Genomic DNA, 19,804 nt, shown 5'->3' with positions numbered 1-19,804 from the left:
GCAATCAGGTTCGACATCGACGCGCGTGTGAGCGCGGGCTCAGCTCGCTACATCGAGACGCTCGACAAGGTCACCGCAGACGAAATCGTCGCGCGGGTCATTAGCGCCATCGACCCCGCTCCATAACAACGTCCGGCGACGCCTCACCCCGCCTCCACCACGAACCCGCGCTGCCGCAAAAGCTCCAGCACGCCTTTGCGGCCACCCAGATGCAGCGCGCCGATCGCCACGAACACTGGCTTGTTCGGCGCGGCGATCAGCAGCATTCGCGACACGAAGCGCCGGTTGCGGTCGTAGACGATCTTGTTGTCGATCGAATCGGAGATGCGCTTGTCGCGCGCCAGCTTTTCGGATTTCGCTGCCTGCCAGGCGGCGATTGCATCCGCATCGCCCACACGCCATAGGCGATGCAAGGTCCGCACGTCCTCGACGTTTTCCGCCGGTGTCTGCACCAGATCCTGCGCCAGCATCTCGCGCTGCTGCGCGAGCGTCAGCCCCGTGAATGCGCGCATCTGCTGCGGCAACGTCTCGAGACCGACGATCTTGCCGCGCGTGCGGATATACACGTTCTGTAACTGCGCTTCCGAACCGTACTCGGTCTGCAGACCGGCGCTCAAAGAATCGTAGGTTTCGACCAGCAACGAAGCGAGCCAGGGCCGCATTTTCTTGATGGCATCCAGTGCCGCCGGGTTAGCGCGCAGCCGAAGCGCCAGCTTGTGCCACAAAGGCTCGGGCAGCAGACCGGGCAGACAGTCGCGCCGGCAGACGCCGTACTTCGCGACGTCATCTTGCGAAACAAGCAGTTCGTCGGGTGAGAGTTCGAGCGCCAGCGTCGGCGAGGCAGCCAGTGCGCCGAGGATCGGTGCCCGGAAGGGCTGATTGGCGGGGTAGTCAGCCGGATCGCCGACGTGCAGCGTGCCCAGCACATACAGGGTGATCGTGCCGCGAGTCGCGACATAGAACGGCATGCGCGCCGGCTGCGCGCGCACCGGGCCGCTCGCCGTAGTGCCCGGCGAGGCGGGCGGCGGATTGAAACCCGGCAAGCTGGCGCGTGGCGGCGCCGGCATGTTGGGCACCGGCAGTGCCGGGCGCCCCGCCTGCGCCGGCGTATTGGCGGCGGCACCGGCGGCATGCGCGACGCCGATCGCTGTCGTGCCCGGATGAAAGACAGAACAAACGCCGATGAGCGCGGCACCGGTCAGTGCACGCGCCCTCCAGCGCCGCGAGAAAGCAGCACCAAGGTCGCCATCACGCAAGCGGCGCGTAAGACGACGCGCCGCCACCCCATCAGGCATCCATGTCCCCCACCTCCTCGGCGCGGTGACACGACACCTGGCGGCCATCCACTTCACGCAGCTTCGGTTCTTCACTGCGGCAGCGGTCGATCGCGTACGGGCAGCGCTGATGGAACGTGCAACCCGACGGCGGATTCAGCGGCGACGGCATTTCGCCTTGCAGCTTGATCTTGATCGAGCGATCCGCTTCGAAGATCGAAGGCGTGGCCGACATCAATGCACGCGTGTACGGATGACGCGGCTTCGAGAAAATGCGCTTCTTGTCGCCGAGCTCCGCCACGCCGCCGAAGTACATCACCATCACATCGTCGGCGATATGCTCCACCACCGAGAGGTTGTGCGAGATGAACACGTAGCTGGTCTTGAACTGCTGCTGCAGGTCCATGAACAGATTCAGAATCTGCGCCTGGATCGACACGTCGAGCGCCGACACGGGTTCGTCGGCAACGACGATCTGCGGGTCGAGAATCATCGCACGCGCAATCGCCACACGCTGCCGCTGGCCGCCGGAGAACATATGCGGATAGCGCTTCGCATGTTCCGGACGCAGGCCGACGGTGCGCATCATCTGCGCGATGCGTTCGGCGCGCTCGGTCGGGCTCAGTTGCGTGTTGATCGCGAGCGGCTCGCCCAACGTCTGCTCGACGGTCTTGCGCGGATTCAACGAGGCAAACGGGTTCTGGAACACCATCTGCACGCGCCGCCGCAGCGCGGCGATCTTCGCGTGATCGGCGCCGGCCACGTCTTCACCGTCGATCAGCAAGCGGCCCGCGCTGGGCGCTTCGATCATGGTGAGTTGACGCGCGAGCGTCGATTTGCCGCAGCCGGATTCACCGACCACGGCCAGGGTCTTGCCGCGCTCCAGCGCAAACGAGACGCCGTTGAGCGCCTTCACCGTGCCGGTGGCGAACAGACCGCGCTTAACCGAGTAGTAACGCGCCAATTGCTCCGCGACCAGTACGTGGTCGCCCGCATGGTCCGACTGGCGCCGCGTTTCGAGTACTGCGTTCATCGTGCGCCTCCATGGGTGTGAACATTGGCGTCGCCGCTCAGGTTCAGGGGTTTGATGCAGCGCACGCGCGCCACCTCAGCGTGACCTTCCATCGGCGCGAGCGCGGGCCGCGCCTTGGTGCAGTCGTCGACCACGTACTTGCAGCGTGGTGCGAACAGACAGCCCTTCGGACGGTCGTCGCGACCCGGCACCATGCCCGGCAGGGCCGCCAGCCGCACCGCGCCGACATTGTGCTCGGGAATCGCCGCCAGCAACGCTTCCGTATATGGATGATGCGGCGCGGCGAAGATGTCCGGCACCCGGTTGGTCTCGATCACTTCGCCAGCGTACATGACCGCGACGCGTTGCGCGACCTCGGACACCACCGCCAGATCGTGCGAAATCAGCACGAGCGCCATGCCGCGTTCCTTCTGCAGCTTGATCAGCAGTTCCATGATCTGCGCCTGGATCGTCACGTCGAGCGCGGTGGTCGGCTCGTCGGCGATCAGCAGCTTCGGGTTGCAGGCAATCGCCATCGCGATCATCACGCGCTGGTTCATGCCGCCCGACATCTGGTGCGGAAACGAACTGATACGGCTTTTCGCATCCGGAATGCCGACCTGGTCGAGCAGTTCCAAAGCGCGCTTGTCCAGCGCGCTGCCGCGCAAGCCTTCGTGCAGCTTCAGCACTTCCTTGATCTGATAGCCGACCGTGTAGCTCGGATTCAGGCTGGTCAGCGCGTCCTGGAACACCATCGCGATATCTTTGCCGATGATCTTGCGGCGTTCCTTCGCCGAGGCCTTCAGCAGGTTCTTGCCGTTGAAGGTGATTTCGTCGGCCGTCACTTTGCCGGGCGCGTCGATCAGGCCCATCAGCGCCATCATCGTCACGCTCTTGCCCGAGCCCGATTCGCCGACCACGCCGACCACTTCGCCCGGCGCGACATCGAGGTTGATCCGGTCGACGGCGGGCAGTCCGTTGAAGTCCACCGCCAGATTGCGGATGGTCAATAGGCTAGACATGTCAGCGCGCGCACGGCCGCCCGAAGCGTGCTGACTTGCCCCCTCGGGGGGCAGCGAATGAAGTGAGTGTGGGGGCTGTTTCATTACGCCATCCTTTTCAGTTTGGGATCGAGTGCGTCGCGCAGCCCGTCGCCGAGCAGATTGATCGCGAGCACCGAGATCAGGATGGACAGACCCGGCATCGTAACGATCCACCATGCGCTGTCGATGTAGTCACGCGCCGAGGCCAGCATCGCGCCCCACTCCGCCGAAGGCGGTTGCACGCCGAGGCCGAGAAAGCCGAGCGCCGCGGCGTCGAGAATCGCCGACGAAAAGCCCAACGTAGCCTGCACGATCAGCGGTGCGGTGCAGTTCGGCAGCACTTGCGAGAACATCAGACGCAAGGTGCTGGCGCCCGCCACGCGCGAAGCCGTCACGTACTCTTTCTGCAACTCGCCCTGCGCCGACGCGCGCGTCAAACGCACGTAGCCGGGCAACGCGACGATCGCGATGGCGAGCATGGTATTGACGAGGCCCGGGCCGATGATTGCGACCACCGCAACAGCGAGCAGCAGCGACGGCAGCGCGAGCAGCACGTCCATGATGCGCATGATCGGCGTGTCGGCCCACTTTTCGAAGAATGCCGCGATCAAACCGAGCACGACGCCCGGAATCAGCGCGAGCACGACCGAAACGAAGCCGATCCAGAACGACAGCCGCGCGCCGTACATCAGACGCGAAAGGATGTCGCGGCCCGCTTCGTCGGTGCCGAGAATGAACTTCCAGTTGCCGCCTTCGAGCCATGCGGGCGGAATCTTCACGAAGTCGCGGTATTGCTCGATCGGGCTGTGCGGCGCGATCAACGGCGCGAAGATCGCGACGAAGATCAACAGCAGCACGATGACACCGGCGCCGACCGCGCCACGGTTACGCGAGAAATTCGCCCAGAATTCACGGGCGGCGATAGCGCGGCCACTCGGGGGAGTGACCGCTTGGGGGACTGTGTTTTGAATGTCTGCCATGATCGTGATTACCTCGTATGGCGGATGCGCGGATTCAACACGCCGTACAACAGATCGACGACGAGGTTCACGACAATGACCAGCGTGGCGATCATCAGAATACCGCCCTGCACCACCGGATAGTCGCGCCGGCCGATCGCGTCGATCAGCCACTTGCCGATACCCGGCCACGAAAACAGCGTCTCGGTGAGCACCGCGCCCGCGAGCAGCGTGCCGACCTGCAGACCGATCACGGTCACGACCGGAATCAGCGCATTGCGCAACGCATGCACCACGATCACGCGCCCAGGCGACAAGCCCTTCGCGCGCGCGGTGCGGATGTAGTCCTCGCGCAGCACTTCGAGCATCGACGAACGCGTCATACGCGCGACCACCGCCAGCGGAATCGTGCCGAGCACGATGGCCGGCAGGATCAGATGGCTCAGTGCGGATTTGAACGCGCCTTCGTCGGTGGACATCATGGCGTCGATCAGCATGAAGCCGGTCACGTGCGGAATGTCGTATTCGACCGCGATGCGGCCGGACACCGGCGTCCAGCCGAGCTTGACGGAGAACACCATGATGAGGATCAAGCCCCACCAGAAGATCGGCATCGAGTAGCCGGTGAGCGCCGTGCCCATCACGCCGTGATCGACCACCGTGCCGCGCCGCAAGGCCGCGAACACGCCCGCCGGCAAGCCGACGATCAAGGCGAACAGCATCGCGCAGATCGACAGTTCGACGGTAGCGGGAAAGCGTGCGAGGAATTCGCCCATCACGCTGGTGTTGGTGATGATCGAGGTGCCGAGGTCGCCGTGCAGCGCGCGTCCGATGTAGTGGACGTACTGCATGGGCAAGGATTCGTCGAGCCCGAGCCGGTGCATCGCCGCGGCGTGCATGGCGGGATCGACGCCGCGCTCGCCCATCATCACTTCGATGGGGTCGCCCGGTATCAGGTGAATCAGCGCGAACGCGAGGATCGTGATGCCGATGAAAGTCGGAATCACCATGCCGATGCGGCGCAAAACAAAGCGGAACATGGTTTTGTCCCTATGGTCTTGATGAAGAAAAAACGCAACCGGCGACGAGGGCTTGTGACCCCGGTCGCCGGACCATTTCGACCAGTTTTCTAACCGTGCGAAAAGCGTACTGCGTGAATTTTACGACTTGCCTGATGTATTACTTGACGCTGACGCCATCGAAACGCGCGTAGCCGAGCGGTTCGATACGCATGTCCACGACCTTCTTGCTGACAGGCTGGTACACCGTGGAGTGAGCGATCGGCGAGAACGGCAGTTGCTGCGCGAAGATCTGCTGCGCCTGCATATAAGCCGTGGTGCGCGCGCCCTGATCGGACGTGACGCGGCCCTTCTGGATCAGGTCGTCAAACGGCTTGTAGCACCACTTCGAGAAGTTGTTGCCGTTCACCGCTTCGCAGCCGAGCAGCGTGCCGAGCCAGTTGTCCGGATCGCCGTTGTCGCCGGTCCAGCCGATCAGCATCGTGTCGTCTTCACCTGCGTGAGCGCGCTTGATGTACTCGCCCCACTCATACGTGACGATCTTGGCCTTCACGCCGATCTTGGCCCAGTCGGCCTGGATCATTTCCGCCATCAGGCGGGCGTTCGGGTTGTACGCGCGCTGCACCGGCATCGCCCACAGGGTGATGTCGAAGCCGTTCGGGTAGCCGGCCTTCGCCAGCAAGGCCTTGGCCTTGTCCGCGTCGTAGGCTGCGCCCTTCAGGTTCTTGTCGTACGACCATTGGGTCGGCGGCATCGGGTTCGTGGCAGCCTGGCCCGCGCCCTGGTACACCGACTCGATGATCGCCTTCTTGTTGATCGCCATGTCGAGCGCCTGACGCACTTCGACCTTGTCGACCGGCTTGTGCGACACGTTGTACGCGAGGTAGCCGAGGTTGAAGCCCGGTTGCGACGGCATCGCGATGTTCGCTTCAGCCTTCAGCGGTGCGATGTCGGCCGGACGCGGATAGCTCATCACCTGGCATTCGTCGCGCTTGATCTTCTGCACGCGCACGCCGGCGTCCGGCGTGATCGAGAAGATCAGCTTCGAGATTTTCACCGTGTTCGGCTTCCAGTAATCCGGATTGCCGTCGAAACGGATCGTCGCGTCTTTCGTGTAGCTGCGGAAAATGAACGGACCCGTGCCGACCGGGAACTGGTTGATGTCGGCGGCCTTGCCGGCCTTCAACAACTGGTCGCCGTACTCACCCGACAGGATCGACGCGTATTCCATCGCCAGATTCTGGATGAACGGTGCGTTGACTTCCTTCAGCGTGAACTTGACCGTGTACGGATCGACCTTTTCGACGCCGGTGATCAGCTTGTCGAGGCCCATGTCCGTGAAATACGGGAACTGAACCGGGTAAGCCTTATGGAAGGCCGAGTTCGGGTCCAGCATGCGCTGGAACGTGAACACGACGTCGTCCGCATTGAATTCGCGCGTCGGCTTGAAGAACGACGTGGTCTGGAACTTCACGCCATGACGCAGGTGGAACGTGTACGTCTTGCCGTCCGCCGACACTTCCCACTTTTCGGCGAGGCCCGGTTCGACCTTGGTGCCGCCGCGTTCGAATTCGACGAGACGGTTGTAAACGGTGAATGTATTAGCCGTGAAATCGGTGCCCGTGGTGTATTGGGCCGGATCGAAACCCGCAGGACTGCCTTCTGAGCAGTAAACCAGGGTTTTATTCGGAATCTCGGCGCGCGCGACACTTGCGCCCACCATCGATGCCGCTGCAGCTGCGACGAGCGTCGTAACACGCGCGGCGCGCAACAGATTGTTTTGCTTCATGTTTCCTCCAGGTTCGTGGCCGGCTCCCGCCGGCGTAGCGCGATATTACTTGAGCTTGGCTCACAGCAACAAGCGGAGGCAATTCCCTCTGTTGACGATCGGAAACCAATCGGGCATAAGCATGGCCGCACGCCGGCATTACCGGGAACGTGCGGCCGCAGAGGGGTGCCGAAGCAAAAAAACGGCCCGCCGGCGTTATTTCAGACCGACATTCATGAATTGCGTCGGGCCGAACGGGTCTATCTTGAAGCCGGTGACGTTCTTGCTGATCGGCTGATAGACCGTGGAGTGGGCGATCGGCGTAAATGGGACCTGATCTTTGAATATCTCCTGCGCTTCCGTATAAGCTTTGGTGCGCTCAGGCAGGTCGGTGGTGCCGCGGCCTTTCTTGATCAGATCGTCGTAAGGCTTGTAGCACCATTTGGAGAAGTTACTGCCGTTCACCGCGTCGCAACCCAGCAATACGCCGAGCCAGTTATCCGGGTCGCCATAATCGCCGGTCCAGCCGATCAGCATCGCTTCATGTTCGCCGGCATGGCCACGGCGAATGTATTCGCCCCATTCATAAGTGGCGATCTTCACCTTGACGCCGATCTTCGCCCAATCGGATTGCAGCATTTCCGCCATGAGCCGCGCGTTCGGGTTATACGGCCGTTGAACCGGCATGGCCCATAACGTCAGGTCGAAGCCGTCTGGATAACCCGCCTGTTTCAACAGCGCTTTGGCTTTTTCCGTGTCGAACGGGGCGTCCTTCAGATTCTTGTCGTAGCCCCACTGGGTCGGCGGCATGGGGTTCGTCGCCGCCTGGCCCGCGCCCTGATAGACCGATTCGATAATCGCTTTCTTATTGATCGACATATCGAGCGCACGGCGCACCAGCACATTGTCGAGCGGTTTCTTGGTGGTGTTGTAGGCGATATAACCGAGGTTGAAACCCACCTGGTTCGGCATGGCCAGCGACGCATCGGCTTTTACCGCCGGAATATCAGCGGGACGCGGATACGCCATGACCTGGCATTCCCCGCGCTTGAGTTTTTGCAGACGCACGGCCGGATCGACGGTAATCGCGAATATCAGTTTGCTGACTTTGACGATACCCGGCTTCCAGTAATCGGGATTACCGTCGAAGCGAATCGTATCGTCTTTCGTATAGCTGCGGAAAATGAATGGGCCGGTGCCGACCGGATATTGATTGATATCCGACGCTTTACCCGCTTTCAATAACTGATCGCCGTATTCCGCCGAGAGGATCGATGCGAACGGCATCGCGATCTGTTGTAAAAACGGCGCATCGACTTCTTTCAGCGTGAACTTGACCGTGTACGGATCGACCTTTTCGATCTTCGCAATGTTCTTGGCGAGGCCGAGATCGGTGAAATACGGAAACGGCACCGAATACGCCTTGCGGAACGGCTGCTCCGGATCGAGCATCCGCTGATAAGTGAAGACGACGTCGTCCGCGTTGAATTCGCGCGTCGGCTTGAAAAACGAGGTGGTCTGGAATTTCACACCGTGGCGCAAATGAAACGTATACGTCAGTCCGTCGGGCGACACATCCCACTTTTCGGCCAGACTCGGTTCGATATCCGTGCTGCCGTGCGCGAACTCGATCAGCCGGTTGTAGACCGTGTACGAGCCCGCGCTGAATTCGACGCTGGTGGTGTACTGCGCACTGTCGAAGCCCGCCGGACTGCCTTCGGAGCAGAACACGAGGGTCTTGTCGGGCAGCGTGGCCGCATTGGCTGCGGCGGGGGACAGGCCCGCAGTCAGCACCGCGCAGGCGCTCAGCGCTGGAAGACAGGTTTGGCGAACTGCAAACAGCAACTTAGATACCGTCATTACGTTCTCCGCACAGCAGCCACGTCAGCTGCGCATTGATCATAGACAGCACAAAATTCGGGTTCAATGCGGGCTTACGCGCCGCAAGGTTGGCGCGGGTGCCTACGTTTGTTGCACGGCAGCAACTGTCGCAACCGGTGTACGAGCGTCGGTTTCGTCATGACGACTGCGCTCGCACGGCGGAGCCTCAAATTCGCATGAACGCCCGGGCCGCCATTCGCAGCGCAAAAAAAAACCGCGCGGCTAAAAACAGCCGCGCGGTTTCGTCTTAACGACGCGATGCGAATCTTACGCGTTCAACCGTTCGCAGATCGCTTTGGTCGCAGCTGCGCCATTCAACGTGTAGAAGTGCAGGCCCGGCACCTTGGCATCGATCAGACGCCCGCACAGGTCCGTCACCACATCCAGCCCGAATGCGCGAATCGACTCGCGGTCGTCGCCGAAGCTTTCCAGCCGGCGCGCGATCCAGCGCGGCACTTCTGCGCCGCACATCTCCGAGAAACGCATCAGCTGCGAGAAGTTCGTGATCGGCATGATGCCCGGCACGATAGGCACGTCCACGCCGAGCTTGCGCGCGTCGTCGACGAAACGGAAGTAGGCGTCCGCGTTGAAGAAATACTGCGTGATCGCCGAATTGGCGCCGGCCTTCACCTTGCGGGCGAAGTTTTCCAGATCCTGACGCGGCGAGCGCGACTGCGGGTGGTATTCCGGGTAGCCGGCCACTTCGATCCAGAACCAGTCGCCAAACTCGGCGCGGATAAAGCTCACCAGTTCCGACGCGTAACGCAACTCGCCGACTTCGCCCATGCCGGACGGCAGATCGCCGCGCAGCGCGACGATATGGCGGATGCCATGCGCGCGGTACTCGTTGAGAATAGCGCGCAGGCTCTCTTTCGACGAGCCGATGCACGACACGTGCGGCGCCGCTTCGAGCCCTTCCTTCGCCATATCGACGACGGTATCGAGCGTGCCCTGTTGCGTCGAGCCGCCGGCGCCGAACGTGACGGACACGAACTTCGGCTTGAGCGTGGCGAGTTGGGCGCGCGTGGCGCGCAGCTTGTCGACGCCTTCCTGCGTTTTCGGCGGGAAGAATTCGAATGAAAGTTCGATCGGGTTCATGATTCAGTGGGTCAACCGAGACTGCGGTTGCCGAAAATGAGCGCGGACAGCAGCCACGAAACGATGCTGTACAGAATCGAGCCGAAGAACGCCGACCAGAATCCCGACACTTCAAAGCCCTTCAGCAGCGAAGCGCACAGCCAGAAGCACAGCGCGTTGACCACCAGAATGAAGAGTCCGAGCGTGAGAATCGTCACGGGCAGCGTCAGCAGGATCAGCACCGGCCGCAAAATCGTATTGATCAACCCGAGCACCACCGCGACGATCAGTGCGGTGCCGAAACTGCGGATATGAATCGACGGAACGAGGTAGGTGATGATCAGGAGCGCAAGCGCGTTGATCAGCCAGGTCAGCAGCAAGGTCATGTAGAGCTCCTTTGGCAGGATGTCCAATAACGGGGAAAACGCGCGAAAAAGGCGGCTTGGCGAACAAAGCGGCGCATGATGCGCCGCCCTGTCTTCCAACTGTCATGCTGTCAAACCGCCTGCGGCGTTCTTAATAGCGATAGTGGTTCGGCTTGAACGGACCGTTCTTGTCGACGCCGATGTAGCCGGCCTGCTCGTCCGACAGCACGGTCAGGTTCGCGCCGATGCGCGCCAGATGCAGGCGTGCGACCTTCTCGTCCAGATGCTTCGGCAACACGTACACCTTGTTTTCGTACTTCTTGCCTTGCGTGAACAACTCGATCTGCGCGAGCGTCTGGTTCGTGAACGAGTTCGACATCACGAACGACGGGTGGCCCGTCGCGCAACCCAGGTTCACGAGGCGGCCTTCAGCCAGCAGAATGACGCGCTTGCCGTCCGGGAAAATGATGTGGTCGACTTGCGGCTTGATGTTGTCCCACTGGTACTGACGGGTCGACGCAACGTCGATTTCCGAGTCGAAGTGACCAATGTTGCAGACGATCGCGTTGTGACGCATCGCCTTCATGTGGTCGTGGCCGATCACGTGGTAGTTGCCGGTCGCCGTCACGAAGATGTCGGCCTTGTCGGCCGCGTATTCCATCGTCACGACGCGGTAGCCTTCCATCGCGGCCTGCAGCGCGCAGATCGGATCGATTTCGGTGACCCACACGGTCGCGCCCAGACCACGCAGCGATTGCGCGCAGCCCTTGCCCACGTCGCCATAACCGGCCACCACGGCGATCTTGCCCGCGATCATCACGTCGGTCGCGCGCTTGATGCCGTCGACCAGCGACTCACGGCAGCCGTACAGGTTGTCGAACTTCGACTTGGTGACCGAGTCGTTGACGTTGATCGCCGGGAACGGCAGGCGGCCTTCTTTTTCCATCTGATACAGACGGTGCACGCCGGTCGTGGTTTCTTCGGTCACGCCCTGAATGTGCGCGAGGCGCGTGGAGTACCACGTCGGGTCGGCGTCCAGATGACGTTCGATCGACTTGTACAGCGCGACTTCTTCCTCGTTGGTCGGCTTCGAGATCACCGAGCGGTCTTTCTCGGCCTTCGAGCCGAGGATCAGCAGCAACGTGGCGTCGCCGCCGTCGTCGAGGATCATGTTGGCGAATTCGCCGTTCGGCCATTCGAAAATGCGGTGCGAGAATTCCCAGTATTCGTCGAGCGATTCGCCCTTGAATGCGAACACCGGCGTGCCGGCCTTGGCGATTGCCGCGGCGGCGTGGTCCTGCGTCGAGAAGATGTTGCACGAGGCCCAGCGCACGTCCGCGCCGAGCGCCGTCAGCGTCTCGATCAGCACGCCGGTCTGGATCGTCATGTGCAGCGAACCTGCGACGCGCGCGCCCTTCAGCGGCTGCTGCGCCTTGTACTCTTCACGCGTCTGCACGAGGCCGGGCATTTCCGTCTCGGCAATGTTCAGTTCCTTGCGGCCCCAGTCGGCAAGCGACATGTCGGCAACAACGAAATCCTGGGAAGTTTGGGAATCGATAACTGCGGCGTTCATCACGCCCTCCTTTCTAAGAAATTGACTAGAAATTTGACGTGAGCGCGGTTCGATGCGGTGGACCGGAAAGCGCTGTGCGCAACCGACCTCCGATTGAAGCCTTCGAGCCTGGCGGGCGGCCGGCGAATATGCTGATTCGCGGTACCCGTCGCAACGCTCCTCGAAGACGAACGGCGATTGTAGCAAATCGAGATGGCTTCGGGGCGCGGATCGGGTTTCGACTTTGCCGCCGCGCGCGCGGGGAGAACGGGCGCGGCGCGCTCGGGTTCGGCCGCCACCACGGCTTATGAAGCGCTCCCCGGCGCGATCGGTTCCGCCTGTGCGGGAGCGTGAAGCATCACTTTTGCCGCGCGCAATTGCGCGATGCCGGCACGCGCCGTGTCGAGAAACTGCCGGGAGAGATGAAAGGCATCGGCGGTATCGTCGGGATTGGCGGTTTGCAGACCCAGCGCAATGCGAAAGTAGCGCTCCGCGTGAATGCCGGCGTGGTAATGCATGCGCACGCGCTTGGCATCATCCAGACGCGGGTTGCCGAAAATATCGCGCAGCGCCCAGGAAAACGCGCCATCTTCGCCACCAATGCGGCGAAACCCTTCGTCCATCGGAAAGCCGCCGAGCGCGAGGTACGCCGAGCGGCGAATGAACAGGCTGCTCGGCACCGTATTGCTGAGCGTTGCCGCATGTGCGGCGAAGTCGGGGTGAGCGGTAAGCACACGCGGAAAATCCGTGTACTCCACGTCGAGACGCACGGACATTTCGTTGGGGTGTTGCGCGAGGAACGTGCTCGCGGCGCCGACCGCGCCGGGCAGGTATTCGTCGTCGGCGTCGAGGAAAGCGAGCAGATCGTGCGACGCATGCATCGCGCCCCAGTTGCGCGCTCGTGCCGCGCCGCCGTTGTAGGGCATCTGCAGCAGGCACACGCGCGCGTCGAGGCTGCCGCATTGGGCGACGAGGTCCGCGGATGCATCGGTCGAGCCGTCGTCCACCACGATGATCTGTGCGGCCTCGGGCTGAATCCGGCAACTGTGCAAAGCGCGAACAAGCGTCGCCGCGCCGTTGTAGCAGGGAATGATGATCGAAACGGGAGTCATGAATGAACGGGCGCGATGAGCGTGTCTACGGTCAAGAACCGTCGATGTTATTCCGCTTGCCACCGAGCGCATCTTGAAATGGCTGAGGTGCCTTGCGCCCCGTCAGAAGCGCAACTCCAGCACCGGCTATGTCATGAGCGCGCGGCCAGGAAAGTCGGTGATGACTGCGCTAAGGCTTGCCGCGACATAAATACGATGACTTACAATCACTCCGATCATTCCAATTTGGAATTCTGGAGTTTGAGATCGTGGAACTACGAGCGCTGCGGTATTTCGTCGAAGTGGTTCGCCAGCAGAGTTTCACCGTCGCCGCCGAGCAGATGTTCGTCACGCAGCCGACCATCAGCAAAATGGTCAAGTCGCTGGAGGACGAAATCGGCTCCCCGCTGTTGTTGCGCGACGGGCGGCAGATGGTGCTGACCGATGCCGGCCGGATCGTCTACCAGCGCGGTCAGGACGTGCTGGCGGCGCACGCGCAGTTGCAGGCTGAACTGAACGACCTCGACACGCTCGGCCGCGGCCAACTCACCATCGGCATTCCGCCGATGGGCGGCTCCCTCTTCACGCCGGCCATCGCCGCATTCCGCCAGCGTTATCCGAAAATCGAGCTCAAGCTGTTCGAGCAAGGTTCGCGCGCCATTGAAGCGGCGCTCATCAACGGCGAACTGGAGTTGGGCGGCGTGCTGCAACCCGTCGACCCGGAAAATATCGACGTGCTGCCGGTGACGCGCCAGCTCCTGTGGCTTGTCGCGCGCGCGGGTTCACGCTGGGACGACCTGCACGAGGTGCCGCTCGCCCAACTCGCCGGCGAGCCGTTCGTGTTCTACGGCGAAAGTCTCGCGCTCAATGACGTGGTGTTGAACGCGTGCCGTTCGGCTGGTTTTGCGCCGACCATTGTCGGGCGCAGCGGACATTGGGATTTCATGGCGGCGCTCGTGCTGGCCGGTGTCGGCATCGCCCTGTTGCCAGCGCCGTATTGCCGGCGGCTCGACCCTGCGAAGTTCACCTGCCGGCCGGTGGTCGAGCCTGAGATTCCGTGGGAAATGGCGATCGGCTGGCGACGCAATGGCTACCTGTCGCACGCCGCGCGCGCATGGCTCGAAGTCGCCCGCGAGGCGTTGCCCGGCCAGGCAGGCGACGATTTCATGCTGGCACCGGGCATTGGCGTGGCCGGCATCACGACGCCGTTTCCCGTACCGCCCGCCGAATGAAGACATACCGCCGCCGCGCAGAGCCGGTGGCATGTCTTGCATCACTCGCCGCAATCGCGACTACTGCTGCGCGACAAACTCGATGCGGCGGTTGGCAAAGCGACCGCTCGCCGTGGCCTTGCTCGCGACCGGATGCGTCTCGCCGTGGCCTTGCGCGATCAGCGAATCAACCGGCCATGACCGTTGGTTTGCCGCAGCGTCGACGGTGAAGCTGAGCTGGCTCTCTTTGGTCGGCGCGGGCGACTAAACTCACGCGGCATTCGTCGCCATTCGAATTCCGTCCGCGGACGTCATCTTCAGCTCCGCCCAGGACTCGCGGCGGGCCGCCGCGATCAGCTCGGCCGCGCGCTCGCCGATCATCACCGTCGGCGAATTGGTGTTGCCGCCGATCAGCGTCGGCATCACCGAAGCATCGACGATCCGCAGCCCCGTCACGCCCCGCACCCGCAATTGCGGATCGACCACCGACCGGGCGTCGCCGCCCATCCGGCACGTCGCCACCGGGTGGTAGATCGTGTCGGCATGCTCGGCGATGACGCGGCGCAATTCCGCTTCCGACTGGCCAGGACGCGTATACAACTCAGTGCCGCCGTGCAGCGCGAGCGAGGGCGCATCGAGGATGCGCCGCGCCATCTGCGCGCCTTCCACCAGCAGGTCCAGGTCGCGCGAATCGCTGAAAAAGCGCGGATCGATCACGGGCGCAGTGCGCGCATCGGCACTCCCCAGCGTCACGCTGCCGCGGCTATGCGGCCGCAAGACGCACACGTGCAGCGAATAACCATGGCCCCAATGCATATGGCGGTTGTGGTCGTCGACAATGGCCGCGCAGAAATGCAACTGCAGGTCAGGCCGGTCGAGCGTCGGGCTGCTCTTCAGAAAACCGCCCGCCTCGGCGACATTGCTCGACAGCATGCCGCGCCCGTGGCGCATGAAGGTCACGAACTGCGGCAGCATCCGCGCAATGCCGCGAATCGAAAAACCGGTCGGCTCGATCGACGCAACCCGTTTGTTGATCGTGAAATCGACGTGGTCGATCAGGTTCTGCCCAACCTCCGGCGCGTCGTGCAGCACGGCAATGCCGAGCGACTGCAAGTGCGCCGCCGGCCCGATGCCCGAGCACATCAGCAGTTGCGGCGAATTGAACGCGCCCGCCGCGAGCACCACCTCCGCGCGCGCCGCAAGCGTTTCGGTGCGGCCACCGCGCACGATCTCGACACCGCTCGCGCGCTTGCCGTCGAAGACCACGCGCAGCACCGTCGCGTCGGCGATCGTGTGCAGATTGGGGCGCGCGCGATCGTAGACGTAGGCTCGCGCCACGCTGCAACGGCGCCCGTCGCGCTGCGTCACCTGGTAGAAGCCAATGCCTTCCTGCTCGGCACCGTTGAAGTCGCTATTCGGCTTGTAGCCGGCTTCCATCGCCGCCTGCACGAAGCGCCGCGAAAACGGATTCTGGTAGCGCAAATCGGAGACGGTGAGCGGGCCGCTATCGCCGTGCCACGCATCGGCGCCGCGCTCATTGCCTTCGGCGCGGCGGAAATACGGCAGCACCTCTGCCCACGACCAGCCCTCGCAACCCAGCTTCGCCCATTCGTCGTAATCGAGCGGATGGCCGCGCGTGTAGATCATCGCGTTGATCGCACTCGATCCGCCGAAACCGCGCCCACGCGGCTGATACCCTTGCCGTCCGCCGAGCCCCGGCTGCGGCGTGGTCAGATAGCCGTAGTTGGTCTTGAGCTTGTGAGGCACCACGGCCGCTACGCCGACCGGCATATTGACGAACAGATTGCGGTCCGTGTGCGGGCCGGCTTCGATCAGGGCGATCGTCGCGTCCGGGCAGCTATCCGCGAGACGGCTCGCCAGCGAGCAACCGCCCGAGCCTGCACCGACGATGATGTAGTCGTATTGCATCCGCTCCTCCATGTGGGCCGCGTTGCTCGCGAACCCTGTCTCCGTCGATCGGAGTAAGCGCTGAACGGCCGACCCGATTTCACGCTTTTAGCGCGCTACACTGGTCCCAATCAAAGCGCTTTCTCCGATTGCCTGCAGGCGACTGCAGAACACTTGTCTACCTGTGTTTTACCGGCATTGTAGGGAGCGTTCGGATGCCGCGGCGGGTTCACGCCAGAGCGATTCCTCTAAACGGAAGGGCCGCCGCGACCCTATGATGAAAGACGCGCAGGCGCCCGCCAGGCGGCCGCGCGGGGCATTCAAACACGGCGCTGCACGCGCCGTCCTCGCAGTGCGCGGCACGACGCGCAACGATTAAACAGCGCACCGTCGATCGACGCCGGCGAGCATGCGTTGAACGGAGACAGCAGATGCAACCGCACAGCTTCGGCCAGACCCACGAGGTGACCAATCAGGCTCCGCCGCTGGCGGACTACAACCTCTTTTCCAGCGACGCCGCGTTATCCGCCGCCCTCGAACGCGACGGCGCCGCGTGGCATCGCGGCGCGTTGCTGCGGCACGGCGCGGCGCTCACCACGCCCGACACGCTGGCGCTCGCCGACCTCGCCAACCGCCATACGCCCGAATTGCTCACGCATAGCCCGCGCGGCGAGCGCATCGACGCGCTGGAGTTTCATCCGTCGTGGCATGCGCTTCTTGGGCTTCTGCGCCGCGAGGGTTTGCATGCCCTGCCCTTTTCCGATCCGCAACGCGGCGCGATGGTGGCGCGCTGCGCCGGCTACTTCCTGCACGCGCAAATCGAATCCGGCTCGCTCTGCCCGCTGACCATGACCTTCGCGAGCATCCCCGTGTTGCAACGCGAACCCGCGTTATTCGCCACGCTGCGCGACAAGCTCTATGCGCGCGAGCACGATCCGCGCGACGTGCCGCTCAAACACAAGAGTTCCGCGATGATCGGCATGGGCATGACCGAGAAGCAAGGCGGCTCGGACGTGCGCAGCAATCAGACGCGCGCCTATGCCACGGCCGGCAGCGGCCGCGGCGCCGCCTACCGGCTGGTCGGCCACAAGTGGTTTTTTTCCGCGCCGCAGTGCGACGCTCATCTCGTGCTCGCCCGCACCGACGATCACGAAGGCATCTCGTGCTTCTTCGTGCCGCGCTTCGCGCCGGACGGCAGAAAAAACGGCGTGCAGATCCAGCGCCTGAAAGACAAGCTCGGCAATCGCTCGAACGCGAGCAGCGAAGTCGAATTTCTCGACGCGTTCGGCATCATGATCGGCGATGAAGGGCGCGGCGTGCCGACCATCATCGAAATGGCGAATTACACGCGGCTCGACTGCGTGATCGGCAGCGCGGCCCTGATGCGCGCGGCGCTCGTGCAGGCCATCCACCATGCGCGTCATCGCAGCGCGTTCGGCCGGCATCTCGCGGACCAGCCGTTGATGCGCAACGTGCTGGCCGATCTGGCCTTGGAATCGGAAGCGGCGACGCTGCTGTTCATGCGCCTCGCGCGCGCTTTCGAAGACTCCACCGACGCCGCCTCCACCTCGCTCGCCGAGCGCGCGTGGCGGCGCATCGTCACGCCCGCCGCGAAGTACTGGGTCTGCAAGCGCGCGCTGGAATTCACCGGCGAAGCGATGGAAGTCTGGGGCGGCAACGGCTACGTCGAAACCGGTCCGATGGCGCGCTTCTATCGTGAAGCGCCCGTGAATTCGATCTGGGAAGGCTCCGGCAACGTGATGTGCCTCGACGTGCTGCGCGCCATGGAGCGCGAACCGGAAGCGGCGCAGGCCTTGTTCGCCGCCTGGCAGGCACAAGCTCAGGCGCACCCGGCCTTGAGCGCCGCGCTCGGCAAGCTCGCCGCCGCGCTCAACGGACCGGCCGAACATCGCGAGGCGTCGGCGCGGCGGATCGCGCAGCAGGTCGTGCTGATCGCGCAGGCTACGTTGCTGCTCGAGCATGCGCCCGGCGAAGTCGCCGAGGCGTTCATTGCCACACGTCTTGCCGACGGCTGCGGCGAGAGCGGCCGTGTGTACGGCACGCTGCCGGCCACGTTCGATCACGCGGCGATCGTCGAACGCGCTTTTCCTGTCTGACATTCAGCACGCTTGAGTGACACCGCGCAGCAGCGCAAACGCATCCAATAAAAGCGCGACTCCACGCGCAACGCAATCCATCAGGGAGTGGACACACATGAAGAACGATCTGCCGGAAGTCGCCGCGCTCGAAGCGCTGCTTCGCGATCAGCGCCATGCTTATTTGCACGCGCCGTACCCGTCGTGGGAAACCCGTGCGGCGCATCTGAAAGCGCTGCGCAAAGTCATGCTCGACCATCGCGATGCGCTCGCCGACGCCATGAAACTCGACTTCGGCAATCGCGCGAAGCAGGAAGTGCTGCTCGCCGAATTCCTGCTGGTCAAAGAGGAAATCGACGCCGCCCTGCGGCATGGCAAGCGCTGGATGAAATCGCAGCGCCGCAGCACCAACAAATGGCTGCTGCCGGCGCGCGCGAAAGTGGTGCCGCAGCCGCTCGGCGTGGTCGGCATCATCGTGCCGTGGAACTACCCTGTGCTGCTCGCCGTCGGGCCGCTGATCAGCGCGTTGACCGCGGGCAATCGCGCGATCATCAAAATGTCCGAACTGACGCCGCGCACCTCGGCGCTGTTCGAGCAGTTGATCGGCCAGACATTCGCACGCGATCACGTCGCGGTGGTGAACGGCGACGCCGCGCTCGCCGCCGCGTTCAGCGCGCAGCCTTTCGACCATTTGCTGTTCACCGGCTCGACCAAGGTAGGCCACGAGGTGATGCGCGCCGCCGCCGAGCATCTGACGCCGGTCACGCTCGAACTGGGCGGCAAGTCGCCGGCCATCATCGGTGCGCATGCGCGCTTCGACAACGCGGTGGACAACCTGATCGCCGGCAAGACGCTCAACGCGGGGCAAACCTGCGTCGCGCCGGACTACGTGCTGGTGCCGCGCGGCAAGGAGCAGGCCTTCGTCGAACGGGCGCGCGCGCGGATGGCCCGCATGTACCCTAACTTCGCCAGCAACCTGGATTACACGACGATCATTTCGGTGCGTCACTTCGCGCGCCTCGAGCGTCTCGCCGACGAAGCCCAGGCTGCCGGCGCGCAACTGCATGCGCTCACCGACAGCTCGCCCGATGCGGCGAGCCGCCGCTATCCGCTGATCGCTGTCACGAATGCGCCGGACGCGTGCGCGCTGATGCAGGAGGAAATCTTCGGGCCGCTGTTGCCGATCGTCCCTTATGACACGCTCGACGACGCGATCGCATGGATCAACGCCCGTCCCCGTCCGCTCGCGCTGTATCTCTACGCCGACGACGCCGCCACAATCGACCGCGTGACGCACGAAACGATCGCCGGGGGCATGGCGATCAACGAGACGCTGATGCATCTGGCGTGCGAAAGCCTGCCGTTCGGCGGCGTCGGAGCGAGCGGGATGGGTGCGTATCACGGCTACGAGGGCTTCGTGACGTTCTCGAAGATGAAGCCGGTGCTGACGCAGGCGCGCCTGAACGCGCGCGGGTGGATTTCGCCGCCGTACGGCAAACGGGTGAATGCGCTGCTGAAACTGATGATGCGCTTCTGACGCTCAACGGC

15 protein-coding genes and 1 riboswitch are annotated in these 19,804 nt (G+C 63.3%); of the genes, 3 read left to right on the top strand and 12 right to left on the bottom strand.

All coding sequences use genetic code 11. From position 1 onward, the window contains the following. Positions 1 to 143: 143 nt before the first annotated feature. From AC57B1_RS12155 to AC57B1_RS12105, 11 genes are all read right to left on the bottom strand, one after another. Positions 144 to 1,295, bottom strand: coding sequence for a TraB/GumN family protein (locus AC57B1_RS12155; RefSeq protein WP_408299882.1), 1,152 nt, complete (start codon positions 1,293 to 1,295; stop codon positions 144 to 146). Then, positions 1,288 to 2,307, bottom strand: a complete 1,020-nt coding sequence (locus AC57B1_RS12150; protein WP_408181534.1) for a peptide ABC transporter ATP-binding protein — start codon at positions 2,305 to 2,307, stop codon at positions 1,288 to 1,290. Before AC57B1_RS12150 ends, AC57B1_RS12155 begins: the two co-directional genes overlap by 8 nt. Further along, positions 2,304 to 3,308, bottom strand: a complete 1,005-nt coding sequence (locus tag AC57B1_RS12145) for an ABC transporter ATP-binding protein (protein ID WP_091798159.1) — start codon at positions 3,306 to 3,308, stop codon at positions 2,304 to 2,306. Before AC57B1_RS12145 ends, AC57B1_RS12150 begins: the two co-directional genes overlap by 4 nt. A gap of 83 nt (positions 3,309 to 3,391) precedes the next feature. Beyond that, the gene (locus AC57B1_RS12140) at positions 3,392 to 4,309 is read right to left on the bottom strand and encodes an ABC transporter permease subunit (RefSeq protein WP_496417609.1); all 918 of its coding nucleotides are present in this window, start codon (positions 4,307 to 4,309) and stop codon (positions 3,392 to 3,394) included. Between the two features lie 8 nt (positions 4,310 to 4,317). Beyond that, positions 4,318 to 5,328 carry an ABC transporter permease subunit gene (locus AC57B1_RS12135; protein ID WP_091798153.1) on the bottom strand — a complete coding sequence of 337 codons (1,011 nt, stop codon included), beginning with the start codon at positions 5,326 to 5,328 and terminating at the stop codon, positions 4,318 to 4,320. Between the two features lie 139 nt (positions 5,329 to 5,467). After that, the gene (locus tag AC57B1_RS12130; RefSeq protein WP_496417608.1) at positions 5,468 to 7,096 is read right to left on the bottom strand and encodes an ABC transporter substrate-binding protein; all 1,629 of its coding nucleotides are present in this window, start codon (positions 7,094 to 7,096) and stop codon (positions 5,468 to 5,470) included. Between the two features lie 195 nt (positions 7,097 to 7,291). After that, a complete protein-coding gene (locus AC57B1_RS12125) occupies positions 7,292 to 8,935 on the bottom strand; it encodes an ABC transporter substrate-binding protein (protein WP_091798147.1) in 1,644 nt (547 codons plus the stop codon). 288 nt (positions 8,936 to 9,223) lie between these two features. After that, positions 9,224 to 10,054, bottom strand: coding sequence for a methylenetetrahydrofolate reductase [NAD(P)H] (metF, locus tag AC57B1_RS12120; RefSeq protein WP_496417607.1), 831 nt, complete (start codon positions 10,052 to 10,054; stop codon positions 9,224 to 9,226). A gap of 11 nt (positions 10,055 to 10,065) precedes the next feature. Continuing rightward, complete coding sequence (locus AC57B1_RS12115; RefSeq protein ID WP_091798141.1) at positions 10,066 to 10,419, bottom strand: phage holin family protein; 354 nt, start codon at positions 10,417 to 10,419, stop codon at positions 10,066 to 10,068. Positions 10,420 to 10,549: 130 nt separating this feature from the next. After that, on the bottom strand, positions 10,550 to 11,971 hold the full coding sequence (ahcY, locus tag AC57B1_RS12110; protein ID WP_091798138.1) for an adenosylhomocysteinase: 1,422 nt from the start codon (positions 11,969 to 11,971) through the stop codon (positions 10,550 to 10,552). A gap of 77 nt (positions 11,972 to 12,048) precedes the next feature. Next, positions 12,049 to 12,139, bottom strand: a riboswitch (S-adenosyl-L-homocysteine riboswitch). A gap of 116 nt (positions 12,140 to 12,255) precedes the next feature. Next, positions 12,256 to 13,062: a glycosyltransferase family 2 protein gene (locus AC57B1_RS12105; protein ID WP_408344190.1), complete on the bottom strand. Its 807-nt coding sequence runs from the start codon at positions 13,060 to 13,062 to the stop codon at positions 12,256 to 12,258. Positions 13,063 to 13,310: 248 nt separating this feature from the next. Here AC57B1_RS12105 and AC57B1_RS12100 point away from each other — a divergent pair, with 248 nt between their 5' ends. Beyond that, positions 13,311 to 14,273 (top strand): LysR family transcriptional regulator, encoded by a 963-nt coding sequence (locus tag AC57B1_RS12100; protein WP_496417606.1) that lies wholly within the window; start codon positions 13,311 to 13,313, stop codon positions 14,271 to 14,273. A gap of 249 nt (positions 14,274 to 14,522) precedes the next feature. Here AC57B1_RS12100 and AC57B1_RS12095 read toward each other — a convergent pair whose 3' ends face one another. Further along, the gene (locus AC57B1_RS12095) at positions 14,523 to 16,181 is read right to left on the bottom strand and encodes a GMC family oxidoreductase (RefSeq protein ID WP_496417605.1); all 1,659 of its coding nucleotides are present in this window, start codon (positions 16,179 to 16,181) and stop codon (positions 14,523 to 14,525) included. 410 nt (positions 16,182 to 16,591) lie between these two features. On the opposite strand from AC57B1_RS12095, the gene AC57B1_RS12090 reads away from it, so the two are divergent. Continuing rightward, positions 16,592 to 18,277 carry an isovaleryl-CoA dehydrogenase gene (locus AC57B1_RS12090; protein ID WP_496417604.1) on the top strand — a complete coding sequence of 562 codons (1,686 nt, stop codon included), beginning with the start codon at positions 16,592 to 16,594 and terminating at the stop codon, positions 18,275 to 18,277. Positions 18,278 to 18,374: 97 nt separating this feature from the next. Then, complete coding sequence (locus tag AC57B1_RS12085) at positions 18,375 to 19,793, top strand: coniferyl aldehyde dehydrogenase (protein WP_496417603.1); 1,419 nt, start codon at positions 18,375 to 18,377, stop codon at positions 19,791 to 19,793. Positions 19,794 to 19,804: the final 11 nt, after the last annotated feature.

It is taken from the genome of Paraburkholderia sp. BGA-UO-ETr-F21 (genome assembly GCF_059567925.1).
Note: the sequence above shows the minus strand (reverse complement) of the source record. Positions and strands in the feature narration are given on the sequence as shown.